The sequence below is a fragment of the Cryobacterium sp. Y82 genome (genome assembly GCF_002929495.1).
GTDB lineage: Bacteria > Actinomycetota > Actinomycetes > Actinomycetales > Microbacteriaceae > Cryobacterium > Cryobacterium serini.
In genome coordinates this window covers 260,944-281,808 of record NZ_PJJJ01000036.1, presented here as the reverse complement: position 1 = coordinate 281,808, position 20,865 = coordinate 260,944, and the positions used below count along the sequence as shown (strand labels likewise).

Genomic DNA, 20,865 nt, shown 5'->3' with positions numbered 1-20,865 from the left:
CCGACAGCTGCGCAACCCGAGACGAGGAAGTCGCACCATGAACTTTGACTGGGAATTCAATGGATTGCCGTTGCACGTGCTCATCGTGCACGCGGTCGTGATCGTCGTGCCCTTGGCCGCGCTGTGCGCGGTGCTCACTGCGTTCTGGCCGGCCGCTCGGCGGCGACTGGGCATCGTGACGCCGCTCATCGCCCTCGGCGCGCTCGTGTTGGTTCCCCTCGCTGTGCAGGCGGGCGAATGGCTGCAGTCACGCCTCGTCATTGTCACACCGCTGCTCGGTGCGCACACATCCCTTGGTAGCACCCTGCTGCCGTGGGTAATCGCTCTGTTTCTCATGGCTTTGCTGCAATGGGGCTGGTATCGCTACATCGCCGGCGACGGTGTCCGTTTCACCGCCGTTCTGCGGAGTCGTACCGGGCGCCTGATTGCCACCGTCATTCTCGACCTCGTGGTTTTAGCGAGCGCAATCGGATCGGTGGTCACCGTGGCGCTAATCGGAGAATCGGGATCACGGGCGGTCTGGACCGGCCTCTTCACCTCGTAAAGGGTGCCGCACCGAAATGCGGCACCCCGATCTCGGCTTCTGGTCAGGCCTGACGCCTGGGTGGCTGAGGCTTCTGCACGGCTAGTTCGCCGCCCACTCGTCCGCCGAACGGACGGCCGTGGTCGGCGAACTCCTCACGAAAGTAGCCCATTCGCCACGGGCCCATTTCGAGTCGTGAACCGGTGCGCAAAATCTGCCCGCTGCCGACACTGAGACCGTCTTCGGACGGTCGAGAACTGCCCGCGACGTCGCCCGATGCAAACAGACGGTACTCGTCGTTGTCGTCGTGGCGAATCTCGGCGTGTAACGGTTTCAGTCCCGGCAATTGCAGGTCCGCCTCGGCCGAGGACCCGATCGTTGTGGTGCCCGGCAGCAGGTTGAATTCCCGGGGCATCTGCCCGTTCCAGTTCTTGGACCCGACGACGAATATGAGGCGAGGACGCCCGCTTCCGGGCGTGTAGTGGGTCGTCGTGACTCGGCGGCGACTGCGCCGGTCGAAGGTCGGAGCGAGCGGGAACACGGTCGACGGTGGAAGCGGAATCGCCACGGGCATCCGTGACTGGCCCCGCATCCGCGCCTGCACCAGCGGGCCCAGAGCGGATCGAGACCCGAGTACGATGTGCGGCGACCGTGTCACGAGACGTTGCGTAACGGATGCCTGCACGTCGCCCAGTCGGGCGATCAGCCCCACCGGCCCGGTGATGGAGACGGTCAGACCGCGACCGGCCAACTCGGAGGCGAGCGCGCGCAACGGTTCCAGATTGAGGGCTCGGCCCTGTACGAACATTTCGGGGTTGCTCGTGAAGACGGTGATTTCCGTGCCATTGGCAGTCACCGTGCCGTGCATGGCATCCTCTGCCCCGAAGGAGTCACCGAATGCTGAACCGGTCGACTCTGTATCAGGGTCAGCCTTGGAGGCGCCGACTGCGCCGGTGGGCTCGACCAGGGAGAAGTTGAGATCGATGTTCAGTTTGACGCGGGACGGTGCTGGTTTGACGATCGGTACTTTCGAGTCCCGATTCGCAGAGCCCGCTGAGGCGTTCACACTAGTTCCGGAAAGGGTCGGCGCCGGCTGACTTCTCGTCGCTGGTCGTGACCCGTAGGGTGCCGTTGAATTTCCATACTGCTCGCGGGGCGTCGGGGCCGATGTCACGAGGAACCTCAACGACCATATCAACGAAGCTGTAGTTGATAGCGGCGCCCTTGCCCGTAAGGTAAGACCACATTTCCTGGCCGAGGTCGGTCCAGTCTTTGATGGTGTGCTCCGCGTTGTCAGTGGAGCTTTCGACATTACCCAGGTACGTCTGTCGTTCGGTCACGGTAGGTTCCTTTTCGCTCGCAGAAAGAATGTTGCCGGTTCCGGTAGGTGCACCGGTCCCGAGGAAGAACCTCGAGATTTTCCTAGCTTAGGTACCTAGTTGTGCGACGTAAAGGATTCCACGCAAACGGGGCACCGGTATTATTCGGCGTCGAGGTCGGTCTCGAGAATCTTGACGAGGGAGGCGAGGGCCTCGTCGGCGCCGTCGCCTTCGGCGCGCAGCACCACTGTGTCGCCATTGGAGGCGCCCAGGCTCATGATCGAGAGAATGCTCGAGGCGTCCATGGCATCGTCGGCCGGTTCGCCGGCCATGGCAATGGTGACCTCAATGGGCAACTCGCCTACGGCGGCGACGAAAATACCGGCCGGGCGAGCGTGCAGGCCGACGCGACTGGCGATGACGGCGGTTCGTTCAGACATGGGATCCTCCTGGATAAGTGTGTGAAAAGTTGGTGCGATGAAACGGGGTGCGCCGGGTTAGAGACCCAGCGCATCAAGTATGGGTAGTTTCTCGCGAACCAAACGACGGGCATCCGTTGCCGAGTGCGCCGTCAAGGCCAGTTTGGCGAGCTGCTGCGCCTCCGCGAGCGTCACGCTCGCGAGTACCGCGGCGACGGTCGAGAGCGCCCGCGCCGTCATAGACAGTGTCGCCACGCCGAGTCCGACGAGAACGACCGCCAGGGCGGGATCGGCTGCGGCCTCGCCACAAACACCGACCGGTTTGTTGTGCCCCTCGTCGTGCGACCCGTTCACGGTTAGACGAATCAACTGCAGAACGGCCGGCTGCCACGGCGTGTTGAGGGCGGAGAGCGGGCCGAGCTGGCGGTCGGCGGCCATGGCGTACTGGGTGAGGTCGTTGGTGCCGAGGCTCACGAAGTCGACGTGCTCGAGAATGCTCGCAGCGGTCAGCGCGGCCGAGGGCACTTCGACCATGACGCCGGGGGTCGTGAGGCCGGCGGCACTGCAGAGTAAAGCGAAGTGTTCGGCTTCCTCTGCCGTGGAGATCATGGGGGCCATCACCCATACGTCTGCTTCGCTACCCTCTGCGGCCTGCGCGATGGCGGAAAGCTGACGCTCGAGCACGCCGGGCGAGGTGAAATCGGTGCGGTAGCCGCGCACGCCGAGGGCCGGGTTCGGCTCGGAGGCATCCGTCAGAAACGGCAGCGGCTTGTCGGCGCCGGCATCGAGGGTGCGCACGACGACCTTCTTGCCGGGAAAAGCATCGAACACCCCGCGGTAAGCCTCCACCTGTTCAGTGATGGACGGCTCGGTGTCGCGTTCCAGAAAACAAAACTCCGTGCGCAGCAGGCCGACGCCCTCAGCGCCGGCAGCCGCGGCCTTGACCGCATCCTTTGCGCCGCCGACGTTGGAGAGCAGCGGAACCAGGTGGCCGTCCTGGAGCCGCCCGGTGCCGTCGAACACCGCTAGAGCGGCGGTGCTGGTCTCCCAAGCCTTGGCGAGCGCGACCTCGTCGGCGCCGGGGTCGACCAGAATGGTGCCGGCAGCCCCGTCGACGAAGATGCGGGTGCCATCTGTGAGGGCGTCGACCCCCACCGCAGCGACCACGGCGGGCAGCCCGAGAGCACGGGCGATGATAGCGGTGTGGGACTGCGGCCCGCCGCTCGAGGTGACCAGCGCGATCACCTTCGCCGGATCGAGGGTGGCGGTGTCGGCCGGTGCGAGGTCCTCGGCAACCAGAATAAACGGGGAATCAGAATAGGGAATGCCCGGGGCCGGGACGCCGCGCAGTTCGGCGACGATGCGCCCGCGCACGTCAAGTACATCAGTTGCTCGCTCGGCCATGTAGCCCCCGAGGTTGTGCAGCATCTCGGCCACCGACGCCGCTGCGTCCCAAATGGCCCGCTCAGGCGAGGCGCCGTTGTTGATGAGCTTGACGGCGGCCTTGACCAGCATCGGGTCGTTCGCCATCAGAGCTGTCGCCTCCAGCACCTCCCGGCCGGTACCCGAGGCACCGGCCGAGCGCGCCGTGAGGTCGCTCTGCACGGCTTTCGCTGCGGTGCGCAGGGTAGCGGATGCCTCCTCCGACGACGTTCCTTCGGCTAGCTGCTCGCCCACGGCGGGTTCACGCACGGCTGTCGGCATCAGGAGAACGGGGCCTATGATGCGGCCGGGACTGACTCCGACTCCGACGAAGGAGCGGCCGATTTCGGTCTCGCCTGCAGGTGCCCGACTCGCATCGGCACTGTTGGAAAGCGTCTGCACGATCGTCCTCGATTTCTTCATCCCCAGCATTTCGCTGGTGTCGCTGTACTGCGGTACCGCGTGCTGCTCTGGTCGGGTAGTTCGGGTAGTTGTCGCTGGTCAGATCAGGCGTTGACCAGGGCGGCTGGAGCGGCCTCAACCGGGCGCTTCCGCACGGCATAACGCTTGAGCCCAACAACTGCGAACGCCGATACAACAGTACCGATCACAACGGCGAGCACGAACAAAAGGAAGTTGTCGATGGCGAAGAACACGAACATTCCGCCGTGCGGCGCCTTGCTCGTGATGTTCCAGGCCATTGACAGGCCACCGGTCACGGCGGCGCCGAGCATGGCCGCAGGGATCACCCGGAACACGTCGGCGGCGGCAAACGGAATGGCACCCTCGGAGATGAACGAGGCACCGAGCAGCCACGCCGCCTTGCCGTTCTCGCGCTCAGTCACGCTGAACAGCTTCCTGTCGAGCACGGTGGCGAGGGCCATCGCGAGCGGCGGCACCATTCCGGCGGCCATGACCGCGGCCATGATCTGCCACGGCGCCGGGTCGGCAAGGGTTGCCGTGCCAAGGCCGGCGACGGCGAAAGCGTAGGCGACCTTGTTGACCGGACCGCCGAGGTCGAAGGCCATCATGAGGCCGAGGATGGCACCGAGCAGAATTGCTGCACCGCCGGAGAGTCCGTTGAGGAAGTCACTCAGGCTGGACGTGAGCAGCGCGATGGGCCCGCCGAGCACGATGAACATTAAACCGGAGGCGACGATCGACGCGACAAGGGGAATGATTACGACGGGCATCAGACTACGCAGCCAGCGCGGAACGCGCAGCTTGCCGATGCTCGCGGCCACGACGCCGGCGAGCAGGCCGCCGACGATGCCGCCGAGGAAACCGGCGTCCATGAACAAAGCGACCGCTCCGGCGACGAAACCGGGGGCGATACCGGGGCGGTCAGCGATCGCGAAGGCGATGTAGCCGGCGAGCACCGGAACAAGGAAGTTCATCGACAAGTTGCCGATCTTGAAGAAGACCGCACCGAGGTAGGTAAGCATGCCGCCGTCGGGCAGGTTGAACAGGCTATTCTCCAGAACGGCCTTGTCGGCCACATCGGTGATCTGATACCCACCGAGCAGGAAGCCCAGGGCCATGAGCAGACCTCCGCCGGCGACGAATGGAATCATGTAGCTGACACCGGTAAGCAGCGCACGCTTGAGCTTCTGCCCGAAGTGCTCGCTCTTTTCTTCGGATGCTCCGCCAATGTCGACGGTTCCGTTGACGCGACGGGCATTCGGGTTGAGTGCAGCCGCAAGGGCCTCCTCGATCAAACGGCCGGGCTCGTCGATTCCGCGCTTGACCGGGGCGTTGATGACGGGCAGACCAGCGAAACGTTCCCGGCCGCGCACGTCGACGTCGACGGCGAAGATGACGGCTTCGGCCATAGCAATGACGGCGGGATCGAGCGGAGTGAGGCCGGCCGAACCTTGGGTTTCCACCTGCAGGTCGACACCAGCGGCCTTCGCAGCGGCCACGAGGGAGTCGGCGGCCATGTAGGTGTGCGCGATGCCGGTGGGGCAAGCCGTGACCGCGACGATGCGCTTCATGCCGCTCGCCGCCCCGGTACCGGCATTGGCGTTGTCACCGGTATGGGCACCAGCGGCTACCGGTACCGGGGCGACCACGTTGTTGACGAGGTCAACGATCTGCTCCGCGGTCGACGCGTCCCGCAGGGCGTAAGTGAAGTCCTTCTTCATGAGCGAGCGGGCCAGTTTGGCCAAAATCTTCAGGTGTTCCTGGTCGGCACCCTCCGGCGCCGCGATGAGAAAGACCAGGTCGGCCGGGCCATCCTTGGAGCCGAAATCAACCGGGGACGACAGGCGGGCCAGCGCGAGCGTGGGCTCCAGCACGGCCGAGGAGCGGCAATGCGGGATGGCGAGCCCACCAGGGATGCCGGTGGCTGTTTTCGTTTCGCGGGCGAGGGCATCCGCATAAAGGGCCTCGATTTCGGTGGCGCGACCCGAGGCGACGACGAGCTTGGCCAGCTGCCGAATGACGTCCTTCGGCTCGATACCGAGATGGGTATCCAGAGCAACAAGCTCCGGGGTAATCAGTGCACTCACTGGTCATCCTCCTTTGGATGTGTGGCCAGGACCGGCCGAGGGACCGATTCTGGGGCAAGGTCCGTCACGGTGACGGCTCTGGGGTTGGTTTGGTGCAGGGCAGGAACAGTGGAACCAGGCAGGGAAGCTGCAGCGGCACCGTGGGCAGCGGCCTGACGCAGGCAATCGACAGCACTCGCACCGAGGTTGCTTTGCAGCAGGTAGCCGGCCAGGGCCGAGTCGCCGGCACCGACGGTACTCACGGCACGCATCGGGGGAGTCGTGGCAAGCCAGCTTCCGTTTGCGGTGACCAGAACGGCGCCCTTGGATCCGAGAGTGGCCAGCACGGCGCCGACACCCCCGGCGATGAGAATGCGCGCTGCGTCGACGACGAGGTCGGTGTCCGCCTCGAGCGTGTCACCGTCGAACAGTCCGCTCAGCTCGGCGAGTTCTTCGCCGTTGGGTTTGAGCAGATCGGGGTGGGCCAATGCGGCGGCGGCGAGTGGTCCGCCCGAGGAATCCACGGCGACCTTCGGCGCGCGGCTACCGAGTCGGGCGCGTACCTCACGAATGATCTGGGCATAGAAATCGTCGGGCACGCCGGGCGGCACCGAACCGGCCAGGACGAGCCAGCTGGCACCGACCGACTGCTCTAGTACGAGGTCGATGAGGGCACGCTGTCGTTGAAGGCTCAGGGCCGGGCCGGGTTCATTGACCTTGGTCGTCGTGCCGTCGGGTTCGGTGATCGCGACGTTGCTGCGAAGCGGTGCGTCGATCGGCAGGCCGACGTGCGGTACCCCGTGGTTGGCGAGGGCCAGGAGCACCGGGTCGTCGGGATCACCCGGAAGAATGGCCAGGCTTGCGATGCCACTGGCTGCGAGGGCCCGGCAGATGTTGACCCCTTTGCCGCCGGGCTCGCCGTGGGCGGCGAGGGCTCGCTGCACCTCGCCGCGCGCCAGCGGGCCGGCCAGCTCGATGGTGCGATCGAAGCTGGGGTTGGGGGTCAGGGTGACGATCATGCGATCACCACGTCGACGTCGGCCGCGGCAAGGGCGGCGGCGAGATCAGCGGATGGCGCAGCATCCGTCACGAGGGTGTCGATCGCTGCGAGCGCGGCAAAGCAGACCAGCGTCTCCTGATCGAGCTTGCTGGAGTCGGCGAGCACGACGACGCGGCGGGCTGACCGCACGATGGCCGATTTGACAGCCGCTTCGACCGAGTCAGGGGTGCTGAGGCCGAAGGTGGCGCTGATGCCGTTGGCGCCGATGAAGGCGATGTCGGGGCGGAGCGCCCCGAGCTGGGCGACGGCGCCGGCACCGACGATGGCGCTGGTCAGGCCGCGTACACGCCCGCCGAGAATGTCCAGTTGGATGGCCTCGTTGCGGGAGAGCTTGCCGGCGATCGGCACCGCATTCGTGATCACGAGCAACTGATCTCCGGCAACCGCGGGCGTGAAGCCGCTCAGACGGTCAGCCAGACGCTCCGTGGTACTACCGGCGTCGAGCACGATCGAACCGGTGCGGCTGGTGGGGATCATGCGCATCGCGGCGTCGGCAATGCGCGACTTCTCGTCGAGGCGCTGCGTTTGCCGTTCATCGAGGCTCGGCTCAGACAGGCTCAGGCGGTCGATGGCGACGGCACCGCCGTGCACGCGACGCAGGTGGCGGGCGGCCTCGAGGGTGTCGAGGTCGCGGCGCACGGTCTCGGCAGTGATGACGAAACGCGCGGCGAGGTCGGTCACGGTGACTCGACCCTCGGTTGCCACGAGCGCGGCGATCACGAGTTGACGTTCTTCGGCGAACACGATGCCTCCGGGGCGGTGAGTGAGGTGAGTCACGAAGTTGGTTTCATCGACTTTAGCTGTGTTTGTTTTTGTTTGTCAAAAAAAAGAAGATAAACGAAGAATCAATGCTGTCGGTCGGCGCTGTCGGTAGGCCCCGCTAGCGTAAAGAGCATGAAGATTCTGCATACCTCGGACTGGCACATCGGGCGCACCTTCCATACCCATTCCACGCTCGAGCACCTGGGACTCGCGCTGGATGCTCTCGTGGCGGTGGTGGCGGAACGCGCTGTCGACGTGGTGGTGGTGGCGGGGGATGTGTTTGATTCCGCGATGCCCTCAAAAGAGAGCTATGCGCTACTGACCGACACGTTGCGGCGGTTGAAGGAGGCCGGGGCGTCCGTTGTAATGACGAGCGGAAATCATGACTCGGCTACTCGGCTCGGCTTTCAGTCCGAGTGGGCGGCACTGGCCGGTATCCACGTGGTAACCCGGCCCGAGCAATACACCTCGCCCGTCACCATCACCGACGAGCATGGCCCAGTGCATTTTTACGGCATCCCGTATCTGGAGCCCGCACTCATTCGCCACCGGCATCCCGATGCGGTCATGAAAACGCACGAACAGGTTCTCAATTTCGCCATGACCCGTATTCGCAACGATCTGGCGCTGCGCCGCCGCACTGAGTGCGGCGGCCGCAGCGTCGTACTCTCGCACTGCTTTGCAGCCGGCGTCACGTCGGCCTCCGAGTCGAGCGATGTGGAGCGCGACATCACCGCCGGCGGACTCGACGTCGTACCGCTTCGGGTTTTCGACGGTTGCGACTACGTCGCCCTCGGCCACATTCACGGGCGGGCTACCCTCACCCCACGGGTGCGCTACTCCGGCGCGCCGCTGCACTACTCCTTCGCCGAGGCCAGCAAGCCGCGCGGCGCCTGGCTGGTCGAACTCGTAGCCGATGGCCTCGGCCCGATCGAGTGGGTCGACCTGCCCGTTCCGCGCCGGCTCGCGGTTCTCACCGGTGAACTCGCTGATCTGCTCGCTGACGAGGCATACGCCGACAACGAGGGCGACTGGGTGAAAGCCATCATCACCGACCAGGTGCGGCCGCTCGACGCCATGCGCGCACTTCACTCCCGATTTGCGCACGCGGTTGCGCTCGAACACCAGCCCGCGATCACGGTCGAAGCGGATGGCTCAACCTACGCCGAGCGCATTCGCGCGGCCACCGGCGACCCCGAGATCGTGGCGGGTTTTTTGTCGTTCGTGCGAAACGGGGTCGGGCCCAGCGAATTTGAACGAGCGCTGCTTGCAGAACTGCTTGCTGAGCAGAATGCCACGGACGTCAACGCATGAAGATCAAGCGATTGCGTCTGGCCGGGTTCGGACCGTTCAAGAACGAACAGGTTGTCGATTTTGAACGCTTTGATGCCGACGGAATCTTTCTCATAACCGGCAAAACCGGCGCCGGTAAATCCAGTATCCTCGACGCCATCTGTTTCGCTCTGTATGACAAGGTGCCGCGGTTTCCCGACGGAAAGCAGCCGTTGCGCAGCGACTACTGCGAGCCCGATGATCCCACCTTTGTCGAACTCGACTTCAGCCTGCGCGGACGTGACTACCGTCTGGTGCGCAGCCCGGAGTATGAGCGAGCTAAGAAGAAGGGCACCGGAACCACCACCGCAGCAGCCACTGCTGTGCTTTATATTTTGCACGGCACCGAATGGCGGGCAACTGCGGCCAAGGTACAAGCCGTCGGCCTTGAACTGAGCGCGATCCTGCCCTTGAAGGCTGACCAATTTCTTCAGGTGATCCTGCTCGCCCAAAACCGGTTCCAATACTTTCTGCTGGCCAAAACCGATGAACGGCGCGCTGTGCTGCGCAGCCTGTTCGGGACCACACGATTCGAACAACTGGAAACAGCTCTCGTGCTGCGCCGCAAATCACTCGACGAGCGGCTCGCCGACGTGCAGCGTGATGTCGCACAACAGACCACCGCTGCCATGCACCAGCTTCGGCTTTTGGAAGCACCAGTCGCGCCGGACCTCGGCTGGTTTAGCGACGCTCTGGCTGGCCTGAATAGTGCCGTTGACGTCGCCTCGGCGGAGGCGACCGGTGCGGCCGCTCGGCTGTCTACTGCAACCGAGAAACATAGCGCGGCAACGGAGACCCAGCGACGTCAGGCTCGCCGCGTTCTGGCTGACACCGCTCTTGCCGCCCTCGACGGCTGCCACTTCGAGGTCGAGGCACAACGCGGCACGCTGCTGCGCGCGGCCCGTGCGGCACGGGTCTGGCCGCAGATTCGGAGCAGCCGGACCGCGACTGCTGAATGGCAGACAGCCCTGGCCGATGTAGGCACGGCCAGGACCGCTTGGTTGCCCTTCGGCGACAGCGCCGCCAGTGACAGCGGTACCAGTGAAGGCGCAGCCAGTGACAGCGCTGGCCCTTCACAGCGGGCGCTTCGTCCGATCATGGATGCCCTCGTGGGGCGGCTTGGAGCGCTCGCGGAGGTGCTTGAGGAAGAAAAACAGCTTCCCGCCCTGAACCGAGAGATCACGGCCTTGTTCGACGCGCTCGTCGGTCACGCCGATGGCCTGGCGCGTGCCCAGCAGCGAATCGATGAGCTACCCCAGCAGATAGATTTCATCGGCGAGCAACTCGCGGCGGCGACGCTCGCCGCAGCCGGGGAGTCAGACGCTGCCGAGGCCGTACGCCGGGCCGAAATCGGCTTCGCGGCCGCCGAAGACGTGGTGGCGTTGCTGAGGGAGTTGGCGGGGGCTGGCACGCAATTACTGGATCGAAGTCGTGATAACGCGGCGGCCGCCGTCGACTACGAGGCGCTCGTGACCCGCCGGTTCGCTGGGCAGGCGTCTGAACTAGCCAGCCGTCTCGTCGAAGGTGATCCGTGCGCGGTGTGCGGGGCCATTGAACACCCTGCTCCGGCAGCGCCGGAGGGCGAGCTAGTCACTGCAGCCGACCTCAGCACGGCCCGCCAGCACATGGAGGGCAGTCAGCAGGAACTGGCCGATGCCCAGGAGACCGCGACCTCGCTGACGAATCGTCTCGGTCAGGCGCAGGCGCTGGCCGGGCAGCGAAGCGTCGGTGAGCTGCAAGCCGAGTGCTGTGCCTCCCGCGCCCGGTTGGCTACTGCGCAGACGGCCTCCCGCCTGATCGGCGGGCTTCGGCAGGAACAGGCCGACCTTCGGGAGTCCCAGACCACTGCCCAGACCGCACTGTTAGGCCTCCGCGCGGCACGCGATACGGCGGCCGACATCCACAGTGAGCGGTCTGGGCAGCGCGACCTGCTCATGGCTCGCGTGGGCGCGCAGCGTGGTGGAAGCGGTACCGTGACCGATCAGGTACGCGCACTGCAACAGGAGCTGGACTGCGCGCGCGCACTCGATGACGCCCTCGTATTCAGCCAGCAACGCGCCGACGCCCGCGATGCGGCCATTCTCGACCTCGCGAACCGGCTGGCGGAGGAAGCCTTCGACGATGAGGGAACGGCTGTCGGGGCGAGGCTTGACGAGGGCCAGGTCATCCAACTGGCCAACGTCGTGCGGTCCTATGACGACCAACGTGCGGCGGCCCTGGCGGCTGTGGCCGATCCTGAGCTGGTCGATCTTCCGTCAGCTCCGATCGATCTCGAGCCGTCCCTGCGAGCCTTCGATGCCGCGAGCACCGCGCGCGATGACGCTGTGAGCTCGCACAGCTCACTCGCCGAACGTGCCGGCCAACTGCAAGCGATCGTGCGGGAAGTTACGACGCGATTTGCGGCATCCGCTGGCCTGACAGACGAGCATTTTCAGGTGCGTCAGCTGGCTGACGTAATGCAGGGCGACGAACCGAACACGAAACGGATGCGGCTGGAGACCTATGTCCTGGCCGCCCAGCTGGAAGAAATCGTGGGGGCAGCAAACCTGAGGCTGCGCACGATGACAAGCGGACGCTACACCCTCGAACACGATGACTCGCGCGTGAAGGGTGGCGCGCGGTCTGGTCTGGGGTTGGCGATCCGTGATGAGTTCACCGGTCGCGCCCGGCCAACGCATTCGCTGTCCGGTGGCGAGACATTCCTGGCTTCTCTTGCACTCGCGCTCGGACTAGCCGAGGTGGTGACCGGGCAAGCGGGTGGTATCACGCTCGATACCCTGTTTGTCGACGAGGGCTTCGGCTCGCTCGACAGCGAGACCCTCGAAACTGCCATGAGCACCCTTGACACCCTTCGCGCCGGCGGACGCACGATCGGACTGATCAGCCACGTCGACTCAATGAAAGAGCAGATTCCGGCGACGCTGCGCATCTCGGTCACCGATCAGGGATACAGCCGAATTGAGGCTGACCTGCCCATCGAATGACTGGCGGGGTCTCTCGCCCACCACAGCGCCGCGCGGAGCCGCCGCGCTGACCCCATGAGGTTGGCTTCAGCTCTTGCCGATCCGCGGTGAGCCTGTCACGATCGGAGTGGTGCCGCAATGAAGCGAGCCGCGCCAGGGAGACCGAATGAAAAAGATTCTTTATATCGACCTCGACAACACCCTCGTCAACGTGCAATCGGGAATCGATCGACTCACCAACGCCGAGTATTCTCGCTACGAGAAAAGGCTCGACGAAGTGCCCGGAATTTTCGCCCGCATGGAACCTATCAGCGGCGCCATCGACGCCTTCCACACTCTCGCCCGATCGTTCGACACCTATATTCTCTCGATGGCCCCGTGGGGCAACGCGAGTGCCTGGCAACACAAGCTCGAGTGGGTGCAGGAGCACCTCGGGGCGGATGCCGGCGGACCGGCCTACAAGCGTCTCATTCTGTCGCACCACAAACATCTCAATCGCGGCGACTTTCTCGTCGACGACGGATCAGCCGTCGGTGCTGACGGGTTTGAGGGCGAACTGATCAAGTTTCTGACCCCACTGTTTCCCGACTGGAACACGGTGACGCGCTACCTGCTTGAGCGTGCCGACAACTCGCCGTACGCGGCCGCGCCGCGCCGGACCGGAAAGCGACCGGCGTTACAGGCCGGGGCCGCCTTTTCTCGATAGCCGCGACTGTTCCGCTACTCTCCTGCCGCATGACCGGTCACAACCCGCGTGTGCAAATCCCGTATCGGAAAAGGTGGACTTGATCCTTGAGCGCGCGCGCGCGGCGTTGTATATTAAGATTTGCTTAGATCAGTCCGATTGCCCTGCCGAACGGACTGGTCTTTTCTTGTCTGCCTCTGTCGGTCCCGACCGGTAATCACGTCTCGGCGCATAATACTTAGTCGTGATCTCTTGGCTAGGGGTTTACCCACATGTGAATCTGGGGTAATCTCACTTTTAGACAGGCATGGATCGGTCTCGGTGTTTTACCCGGACCGGTGCGGGCCACCAAGTGATCGGGTGAAGACGATGGTGGAACTGAAGAAGATGACGGAACTCAAATCGGATTTCATTCCGATGGGCGAGGTGAGTGCCGATGAGCGCTCGAGAATGGCTTTCGGAAAAGCGGGTGTGCATCGCGATGACCGCTACGCCGTAGCAGTCAACGCCGAGGGTGAGATTCTCCTGACTCCGCTGGTGTCTATCCCGCGCCGTGAACTTCTGGTCTGGGACGACGAAGGCATCCGTGCCGCCCTGGTGCGCGGCCTTGAGCACAGCAGTAAGGACGAGACCACCGAGGGTGGCGACTTCACCCGATTCGCGGATGAGGAGCACGCGGTCGATGAGTCGGCCGCTCCCGTCGAGCCCAAGTCATGAGTTTTACGCTCCTCCTGACGCGGGAAGCGGCTTCGGGACTGTCCCTCCTGGAAACGAAGCCACAGCTGGTCGGACGACTCAAACGAGTGCGTACCGCTCTGGGTCGCCTGCAGTTGAACCCCGAGGACCCGGCGCTGCGCTCGCACAAGTACGTGTCGCTGGCCGGTAAGAAGGGTGAGGCCGTCTGGGACTCCTACATCGAGCATCGAACGCCGACGGCCGGTCGCATTTACTGGCACTACGGCCCTGGCCTTGACCGCATCACCGTGGTGATCATCACGCCGCACCCCTAGTTCTTCCCGTGCCGGCTGCTTGCCCTAGAACGGGTGCAGCAGCCGGTGCAGAAACTGGCGGGTACGTTCCTGCTGCGGGTGCTGCAACAACTGTTTCGGCTCGCCATGCTCGACGATGATGCCACCGTCCACGAAGGCGATCTCGTGCGCGACCTCGCGGGCGAACTCGAGTTCATGTGTGACGATGACCATGCTCCAGCCTTCGTCGGCCAGCTCTTTGATCAGGCGCAGTACATCGCCGACGAGCTCCGGGTCGAGGGCCGAGGTCGGCTCGTCGAACAAGAGCAGCTGCGGGCGCAGCGCGAGGGCTCGCACAATGCCGACGCGCTGCTGCTGGCCGCCGGAGAGTTCGAACGGAAAGCTGCCCTGTTTGTCTGTCAGGCCGACGCGCGCTAGCAGGACCAGCGCCTCGGCCGTGACCTCAGCGAGCGGGCGGCGTTGCACGATGACCGGTCCTTCAATCACGTTCTGCAGCACGGTCTTATGCGGAAACAGGTTGTAGTGCTGAAAAACCATTGCCGACCGGTCGCGCAGGGCGCCGAGCTGTTTCGGCGAGGTCTTCGCGGCGAAGTCAATGGCCATCGACGCCGATGATCCAGCGCCCCGGCCGTTAGCGGAGCCGCTACCAACCCGGTCAGCAATCACTGAAGCGGCGACCTCGATGGTGCCCCCGTCGGGCAACTCCAGCCCGTTCAGGCAACGCAAAATGGTGGTCTTACCGGAGCCGGACGGCCCGATCAGGGCCAGCACCCGGCCGCGGCCCACGGTAAGGTCCACCGACTCCAGCACACTGTTGCTGCCGAAACTCTTCTGCAGGCCTCGCACGCGAAGCAGGGGGTCAGCATCCGTTTGGCCGTTTGTAGCGAGGGGATCAGCGGGCGACATATCGGTCCAATCGCTTCTCAAGAAAACCCTGCCCGGTGGATAGCACCAAGCAGATAACCCAGTAGATGAGGGCAGCTTCGAGGTAGATCAGCATGAACTCGTTACTGAAGGATGCAATCTGCTGCGCCTCACGGAACAGGTCGGTGACCAGGATCAGCGAGGCGAGGGAGCTGTCTTTGACCAGGCTGATGAACGTGTTTGACAGCGGAGGCACCGAGACCCGAGCCGCCTGCGGCAGGATGATTCGGGTAAGAGCCCGATTGTTCGACATGCCGATCATGTAGGCGGCCTCCCACTGGCCTTTCGGCACCGAGAGAATCGCGGCCCGGATGACCTCGGCGGCATATCCGCCGACGTTGATCGAGAATGCCACGATAGCGCTCGGCCACGGGTCGATGAGCATGCCGATCGATGGCAGTCCGTAGAAGATCACGAACAGCTGCACGAGCAAGGGAGTGCCACGCACGATCGAGATGTAGCCGCGAGCGATGGCCGACAACCAGCGCTTCGGCGATAACCGCATGAGCGCGAGAACGAGAGCGAGCACGAGGCCGATCGCGAACGACGTCAGCGCAAGGGGAATCGTGCCCCGCACCGCGCCGTCCACCATCGGCCAGAACGAGCCGAAGAACAATTCCCAATCAGGCTGGATCATCGAATCATCGGGCTACTGGCTGACGTCGGCGCCGAAGTACTTATCGGAGAGCTCGGCGAGCGTTCCATCGTTGCTGAGGGTCGCCAGTGCTTCACTCACGGCGTCGGCCAGCGCGGTGCCGTTTTTTGCGAAAGCGAACGCACTCTCGGAGCGCTCCTCGGTCTCGGCCGCGATCTTCAGGTTGTCAGCGTCGTTGGTCTTCTGGTAGTCCAGAAAGGTCAGCTTGTCGTTGACCGTGGCATCCACTCGGCCCTGTTCGACCAGGGCGACCGACTGGGCCCAGCCCTCGATGTGCTGCACGTTCGCGCCGCTCTCGGTGGCCAGGGTGTCCCAGTTGCTGGACAGCGACTGTGCCGTGGTTAGGCCGTCGAGGCTCGCGAACGACGTGATCGACGTGTTGTCGGCAAGAACCACGATGACACCGGGGGAGTAGGTATACGGCGTCGAGAACTCGTAAGCCTCCAGGCGCTCCGGGGTCATCGACACCTGGTTGGCGATGGTGTCCCAGCGGCCGGCGGTGAGGCCCGCAAAAATGCCGTCCCACTGGGTTTCTTCAAACACGACGTCAACGCCGAGCTCGGCGGCAACGGCGCGGGCCACCTCAACGTCATAGCCGGTGAGTTCGCCGGAGCCGTCTTCGTGGAATGAGAACGGCCGGTAGGTGCCCTCGGTGCCGATCGTGAGGGTACCAGAGTCGAGCACGCTGCTCAGCGAGTCGTCAGCGGCAGGAGTGCTATCGCCGTTCGAGGCGGAGCAGCCGGTGAGGGTGAGGGCAACGACACTGAGCAGGGCAGCCGGAATGAGTCTGAACTTCATGGAACAATCGCCTAACAAACTAGGTGGAGGTCGTGTCGCCCCCGAATGGTGCAGAGGCCGCGGGTAGCGGCGCGCTCAACTTTACAAGGAGCAGCAAGCCCCAATTATTCCGGTTCAGCTTGATAATGACCTACGAGCGCAGGGCCAGGGCGAATGGCAGTACCGCCAAGACGCCGTACTGTCGCAGCACGCGCGCAGCCACGGTCAGGGTCCACCGGCTGTCGGCGAGGTCGTCGATCAGTAGAATGGGGCGGCCGGTGAACGCAGCGAGCGCCTCACTCAGCTCGGCGCCAACAGTGAAGCGGTCCCACACGCTGGATAGCCGATAAGCGCTGTTGCCGCCCGGCTCCCCGGTGGGGCCTCCGTTCGCCCAGTCCAGGGCGCCGAGCAGCGGCAACCGACCGACGTCGGCCAACGACCGTGCCACCGAATCAATGAGAAGTGGATGCCGCCGCGTCGGCATCGAGACGATGGCTGCCGGTCGCTCGGCCCACCCCCACTCGGCGAGCACGCGCACGCAGGCGGCCAGAATGGCCGGTGGGGCGGGGGCATCCGCTGCCCGGGGGTCGAACAGGTCACGCAGCGGACCACCCCAGCCGAGGTCGGTCAGGCGGGCCAGCGCGCGGCCGGGCTCGGACCGTTCGCCGAGCGCAATCTTGCCGGTGGCCGCGACGCCGAGGCTGCTCATGCCGGTCGGCCACTGCGCACGCACATCGATGGCGACGCCGACGCGATCGAGCGATTGCGTGGCCGTCGCCACGGCTCCCTCGGCCACAGCACTCGAATACCAGGCGCCCCGGCAATTATCACAACGCCCGCATGCTACCGCAGTCTCATCGTCGAGGGCGCGCTGCAGAAATTCCATGCGGCAGCCGGTGGTGCCTTCGAATTCGAGCATGGCCTGCTGCTCACCGAGCCGGGCGGCCGCTATGCGTTCGTAGCGCTCCCCGTCGTAGACCCAGGGCTGCCCGGTCGACTGCCAGCCGCCCTTGACCCGGTGCACCGCGCCGTCGACGTCGAGCACCTTGAGCAGCAGCTCAAGCGGAGTGCGCTTCAGGTCGACCCTGGCTTCGAGCGCCGGTGTGGACAGGGGAGTACCGGCGGCTTCGAGTGCGCCGACCACGGCGAGGGCCTTGGCCTGATTGGGCATCGAGGCGGTGGCGAAATAGTGCCAGATGGCCTCATCTTCGGCGCCGGGCAGCAGCAATACGTCGGCCGAAGCGGTGGCACGGCCGGCACGACCGACCTGCTGGTAGTAGGCAACGGGGGAGGACGGCGCGCCCAGATGCAACACGAAGCCGAGGTCTGGTTTGTCGAATCCCATTCCCAAAGCGCTCGTGGCGATGAGTGCTTTGACCTGGTTGGTCTTGAGTAACTCCTCGGATTGTTCGCGTTCGGCCGTGTCGGTCTGGCCGGTGTAGGCGCGCACCGCGTGACCCGCCTCGCGCAGCAGCCTGGCGGTGTCCTCGGCGGCCGCCACGGTGAGGGTGTAGATGATGCCGCTGCCCGGCAGTTCGGCGAGGTGGCTGAGCAGCCAGGCCAGCCGGGCGCGCGAATCGGGCAGGCGCAGCACACCCAGCCGCAGCGATGAGCGAGCGAGCGGGCCGCGAATGGTGACGACTTCAGCGGTTCCGGCGGTAGCGCCATCGAAGCCGGTGGCGACCATGCCAACCTGCTCCGCGACGTCTTGCACGACGCGGCTATTGGCGGTGGCCGTGGTGGCGAGCACGGGCACGCCGGTCGGCATCTGGGCGATCAGGTCGCGCAGGCGGCGGTAGTCCGGGCGAAAATCGTGACCCCAGTCGGAGATGCAGTGCGCCTCATCGACCACGAGCAAACCGACCCGAGCGATCAGGGCGGGCAGCTGCTCATCGCGAAAAGACGGATTGTTCAGTCGTTCGGGCGACACCAGCAAAACATCGACCTCGTCGGCGTCGAGCTTCTGAAGCACGTCGCTCCACTCGTGCGCGTTCGAGGAATTGATCGACACCGCCCGCACCCCGGCGCGGGCCGCAGCGGCGACCTGGTCACGCATCAGGGCGAGCAGCGGCGAGACCAGGATGGTCGGGCCCGCGCCCTGGCGTCGCAACAGCAGGGTCGCCACAAAGTACACCGCCGATTTGCCCCACCCGGTGCGCTGCACCACGAGCGCGCGGCGACGGTGGTCGACCAGAGTTTCGATGGCCTCAAACTGTCCGTCATGCCAGGAGGCGTCGGCTCGCCCCACGAGGGTGCGCAGAATGGCCAGAGCGGATGCGCGGGTGTCGGTCATCCTTCAAGGGTGCCAGATGCCACCGACATCCCTGTTTCATAGACCAGTGACACTGGTCGTGTATTTGGTACTTCCTGGGCGCATACCGGCGCGGGCTGGGCTGACAGTGCGTGTCGCGGGGCATTCGTCGCCTTCGAGCGGGATGGCTCAGTAGGCTCGGTGGGTGAACGTGATTCAGGAGATCGAAACGCGGCTGGCGGAACAGGCCGTTGTCGGTTTTCGCCGACTCATCGGGCAGGCCCGGGTGAAAGATTCGATCCTGCTGCAGGAGCGGGCCATGGCCCGCATGGTGGCTCCCGCGCAGTGGATTCTGACCCGGGTCGGGGCCGACGGCATCCGATTGACCAAGGCGGGGCACCTACCGCCGGCGGTCGTTGTACAGGCGTCCGCCGAGCTCGACTGGGGCTGGCCGATCAGCGTGAACCGCGAGGCGCACCTGCGTCCGTTGCAGGAACTGCGCGGCCACCTGCGCGACGTTGGACTGCTGCGGGTCAGCAAGGGGATGCTCGTGCTCACCGTCAAGGGCCGCGCCCTCGCACGATCTCCCCGCGAACTCTGGTGGCACCTCGCCCGCACCATCCACCACAGCCGCACACCGGCCGTCGCCGACGCCACCCGTCTGCTGCTGTTGTTTGTCGCGACCCGCAGCCTGGCCCGCCGCGAAGACTACCTCACGACCCTGGCGCGCGCGCTCGGTTCGCTCGGCTGGGTACAGTCCGACGGCCAGGAACCCACGACGCAGTCGGTCTGGCACCTCGTCGACACCAAGTGGCACCTGCTCGACCGACTCGGCGTGTTCGAACAGACCGAGGCGTGGCACGGTGACCGCGGAACGGTCACCGTCGGCGGCGCAGCCTTCGCGCGCGCCGCGCTGCAGTCCGACGCGCCCGCCGAGTAGAAGCACGCCGCGCGGCATCCGCTGCCCCTGCGCGGGTGGTTGGATGGAGGAATGGACGCAGCACTCGACTACATCGCCGATTTTTCCGCTTTTCTGCAAGCGTCACCGTCGTCGTACCACGCCGCTGCAGAAGTGGCCCGGCGGCTGGATGCGGCCGGCTTCACGCGGCGGGATGAGTCGGAGAATTGGACGATCGAGGAGGCTGCCGGCTACTACGTCGTGCGTGATGGCGCCGTCATTGCCTGGTCGCAGCCGGCCGGTGCCGGGCCGACGACACCATTTCGCATTCTCGGTGCCCACACCGACTCCCCGGGCTTCAAGCTCAAGCCCAAACCCACGATCGGCTCGCACGGCTGGCTGCAGGCCGGAGTCGAGGTCTACGGCGGGCCGTTGCAGAATTCCTGGCTGGACCGCGAACTCGAACTCGCCGGCCGGTTGGTCACGCGTGACGGCACCGAACGCCTCGTGCGCACCGGACCATTCCTGCGCATTCCACAGCTCGCGGTGCACCTCGACCGCGAGGTGAACAACGGCCTGACGCTCGACCGGCAACGCCACCTCACGCCCGTCTTCGGCGTCGGCGAGGCATCCGAGGCTGATCTGGTAGCCCACCTGGCTGGCCTGGCCGGGCTTCTGGCAGCGGATGTCGCCGGTTACGACATCCTCACCGCCGACACCAACCCGCCGGCTACCTTCGGTCTCGGCGACAAACTGTTCGCCGCCGGCCGCCTCGACAATCTCTCGTCGGTCTATGCCGGCCTGCACGCGCTCATTGCGACCAGCCACCTGGCAACGGGGGGTTCGATCAGCGTGCTCGCGGCCTTCGACCATGAAGAGCTCGGTTCGCAGTCCCGCTCCGGAGCGAGCGGTCCACTGCTCGACGACATTCTCCGCCGCATCGGTCACGGCCTCGGCGCGACCGGGTCGGATCGGTTGCAGGCCTATGCCAAGTCGTGGTGCCTCTCCGCTGATGCCGGCCATGCCGTGCACCCGAACTATCCCGAGCGCCACGATCCGGCCAACCAGCCCATTCTCGGCGGGGGCCCCCTGCTCAAGATCAACGCCAACCAGCGCTACGCGACGGATGCCCACGGCGCCGCCCTCTGGGCCCGCACCTGCGCCCAGGCTAGCGTCGACTACCAGGAATTTGTCTCCAACAACACGGTTCCTTGCGGTTCGACCATCGGGCCGTTGACCGCGACCCGACTGGGTATTCGCGTGGTCGACGTCGGTGTGCCGCTATTGTCGATGCACTCGGCCCGGGAGCTGTGCCACGTCAACGATCCGCAAGCGCTCGCCGCGGCGACCGCGGCCTTCTTCACACCCGTTGAGTAGTGTCACCAGGCCGGGCTGAT

Annotated in this window: 19 protein-coding genes; 8 read left to right on the top strand and 11 right to left on the bottom strand. The window is 65.2% G+C overall.

Annotated features, from left to right (window positions below):
* Positions 1–37 precede the first annotated feature (37 nt).
* Complete coding sequence (locus CXY70_RS14890) at positions 38–544, top strand: hypothetical protein (RefSeq protein ID WP_104193103.1); 507 nt, start codon at positions 38–40, stop codon at positions 542–544.
* Positions 545–587: 43 nt separating this feature from the next.
* Here CXY70_RS14890 and CXY70_RS14885 read toward each other — a convergent pair whose 3' ends face one another.
* From CXY70_RS14885 to CXY70_RS14855, 7 genes are all read right to left on the bottom strand, one after another.
* A complete protein-coding gene (locus CXY70_RS14885; RefSeq protein WP_233205955.1) occupies positions 588–1,589 on the bottom strand; it encodes an FHA domain-containing protein in 1,002 nt (333 codons plus the stop codon).
* Position 1,590: 1 nt separating this feature from the next.
* Entirely contained in the window at positions 1,591–1,842 is a 252-nt protein-coding gene (locus tag CXY70_RS14880) for a hypothetical protein (protein ID WP_104193210.1), read from the bottom strand.
* Positions 1,843–2,003: 161 nt separating this feature from the next.
* Positions 2,004–2,282 carry an HPr family phosphocarrier protein gene (locus CXY70_RS14875; protein WP_104193102.1) on the bottom strand — a complete coding sequence of 93 codons (279 nt, stop codon included), beginning with the start codon at positions 2,280–2,282 and terminating at the stop codon, positions 2,004–2,006.
* A gap of 57 nt (positions 2,283–2,339) precedes the next feature.
* On the bottom strand, positions 2,340–4,106 hold the full coding sequence (gene ptsP, locus CXY70_RS14870) for a phosphoenolpyruvate--protein phosphotransferase (RefSeq protein ID WP_104193101.1): 1,767 nt from the start codon (positions 4,104–4,106) through the stop codon (positions 2,340–2,342).
* An 83-nt stretch (positions 4,107–4,189) separates the two neighbouring features.
* Positions 4,190–6,193 carry a fructose-specific PTS transporter subunit EIIC gene (locus CXY70_RS14865; RefSeq protein ID WP_104193100.1) on the bottom strand — a complete coding sequence of 668 codons (2,004 nt, stop codon included), beginning with the start codon at positions 6,191–6,193 and terminating at the stop codon, positions 4,190–4,192.
* On the bottom strand, positions 6,190–7,191 hold the full coding sequence (locus tag CXY70_RS14860; protein ID WP_104193099.1) for a 1-phosphofructokinase family hexose kinase: 1,002 nt from the start codon (positions 7,189–7,191) through the stop codon (positions 6,190–6,192). The genes CXY70_RS14865 and CXY70_RS14860 overlap by 4 nt, the downstream gene beginning before the upstream one ends.
* Complete coding sequence (locus CXY70_RS14855) at positions 7,188–7,976, bottom strand: DeoR/GlpR family DNA-binding transcription regulator (protein WP_104193209.1); 789 nt, start codon at positions 7,974–7,976, stop codon at positions 7,188–7,190. The genes CXY70_RS14860 and CXY70_RS14855 overlap by 4 nt, the downstream gene beginning before the upstream one ends.
* 150 nt (positions 7,977–8,126) lie before the next feature.
* Here CXY70_RS14855 and CXY70_RS14850 point away from each other — a divergent pair, with 150 nt between their 5' ends.
* The 5 genes from CXY70_RS14850 to CXY70_RS14830 all read left to right on the top strand — a co-directional run bounded on the left by CXY70_RS14850 (position 8,127) and on the right by CXY70_RS14830 (position 13,984).
* On the top strand, positions 8,127–9,308 hold the full coding sequence (locus tag CXY70_RS14850; protein ID WP_104193098.1) for an exonuclease SbcCD subunit D C-terminal domain-containing protein: 1,182 nt from the start codon (positions 8,127–8,129) through the stop codon (positions 9,306–9,308).
* A complete protein-coding gene (locus tag CXY70_RS14845; RefSeq protein ID WP_104193097.1) occupies positions 9,305–12,310 on the top strand; it encodes an AAA family ATPase in 3,006 nt (1,001 codons plus the stop codon). The genes CXY70_RS14850 and CXY70_RS14845 overlap by 4 nt, the downstream gene beginning before the upstream one ends.
* 145 nt (positions 12,311–12,455) lie before the next feature.
* A complete protein-coding gene (locus tag CXY70_RS14840; protein WP_104193096.1) occupies positions 12,456–12,995 on the top strand; it encodes a hypothetical protein in 540 nt (179 codons plus the stop codon).
* Between the two features lie 348 nt (positions 12,996–13,343).
* Complete coding sequence (locus tag CXY70_RS14835) at positions 13,344–13,691, top strand: hypothetical protein (protein ID WP_233205974.1); 348 nt, start codon at positions 13,344–13,346, stop codon at positions 13,689–13,691.
* Positions 13,688–13,984: a hypothetical protein gene (locus CXY70_RS14830; RefSeq protein ID WP_104193095.1), complete on the top strand. Its 297-nt coding sequence runs from the start codon at positions 13,688–13,690 to the stop codon at positions 13,982–13,984. The genes CXY70_RS14835 and CXY70_RS14830 overlap by 4 nt, the downstream gene beginning before the upstream one ends.
* A 24-nt stretch (positions 13,985–14,008) precedes the next feature.
* Here CXY70_RS14830 and CXY70_RS14825 read toward each other — a convergent pair whose 3' ends face one another.
* The 4 genes from CXY70_RS14825 to CXY70_RS14810 all read right to left on the bottom strand — a co-directional run bounded on the left by CXY70_RS14825 (position 14,009) and on the right by CXY70_RS14810 (position 18,612).
* Positions 14,009–14,869 (bottom strand): amino acid ABC transporter ATP-binding protein, encoded by an 861-nt coding sequence (locus CXY70_RS14825; protein WP_104193094.1) that lies wholly within the window; start codon positions 14,867–14,869, stop codon positions 14,009–14,011.
* Complete coding sequence (locus tag CXY70_RS14820) at positions 14,856–15,524, bottom strand: amino acid ABC transporter permease (RefSeq protein ID WP_104193093.1); 669 nt, start codon at positions 15,522–15,524, stop codon at positions 14,856–14,858. Before CXY70_RS14820 ends, CXY70_RS14825 begins: the two co-directional genes overlap by 14 nt.
* Positions 15,525–15,536: 12 nt before the next feature.
* The gene (locus CXY70_RS14815) at positions 15,537–16,340 is read right to left on the bottom strand and encodes an amino acid ABC transporter substrate-binding protein (protein ID WP_104193092.1); all 804 of its coding nucleotides are present in this window, start codon (positions 16,338–16,340) and stop codon (positions 15,537–15,539) included.
* A gap of 130 nt (positions 16,341–16,470) precedes the next feature.
* On the bottom strand, positions 16,471–18,612 hold the full coding sequence (locus CXY70_RS14810) for an ATP-dependent DNA helicase RecQ (protein WP_104193091.1): 2,142 nt from the start codon (positions 18,610–18,612) through the stop codon (positions 16,471–16,473).
* 163 nt (positions 18,613–18,775) lie between these two features.
* Here CXY70_RS14810 and CXY70_RS14805 point away from each other — a divergent pair, with 163 nt between their 5' ends.
* Entirely contained in the window at positions 18,776–19,510 is a 735-nt protein-coding gene (locus CXY70_RS14805; RefSeq protein WP_104193090.1) for a hypothetical protein, read from the top strand.
* Between the two features lie 51 nt (positions 19,511–19,561).
* Positions 19,562–20,845, top strand: coding sequence for a M18 family aminopeptidase (locus tag CXY70_RS14800; protein ID WP_104193089.1), 1,284 nt, complete (start codon positions 19,562–19,564; stop codon positions 20,843–20,845).
* Positions 20,846–20,865: the final 20 nt, after the last annotated feature.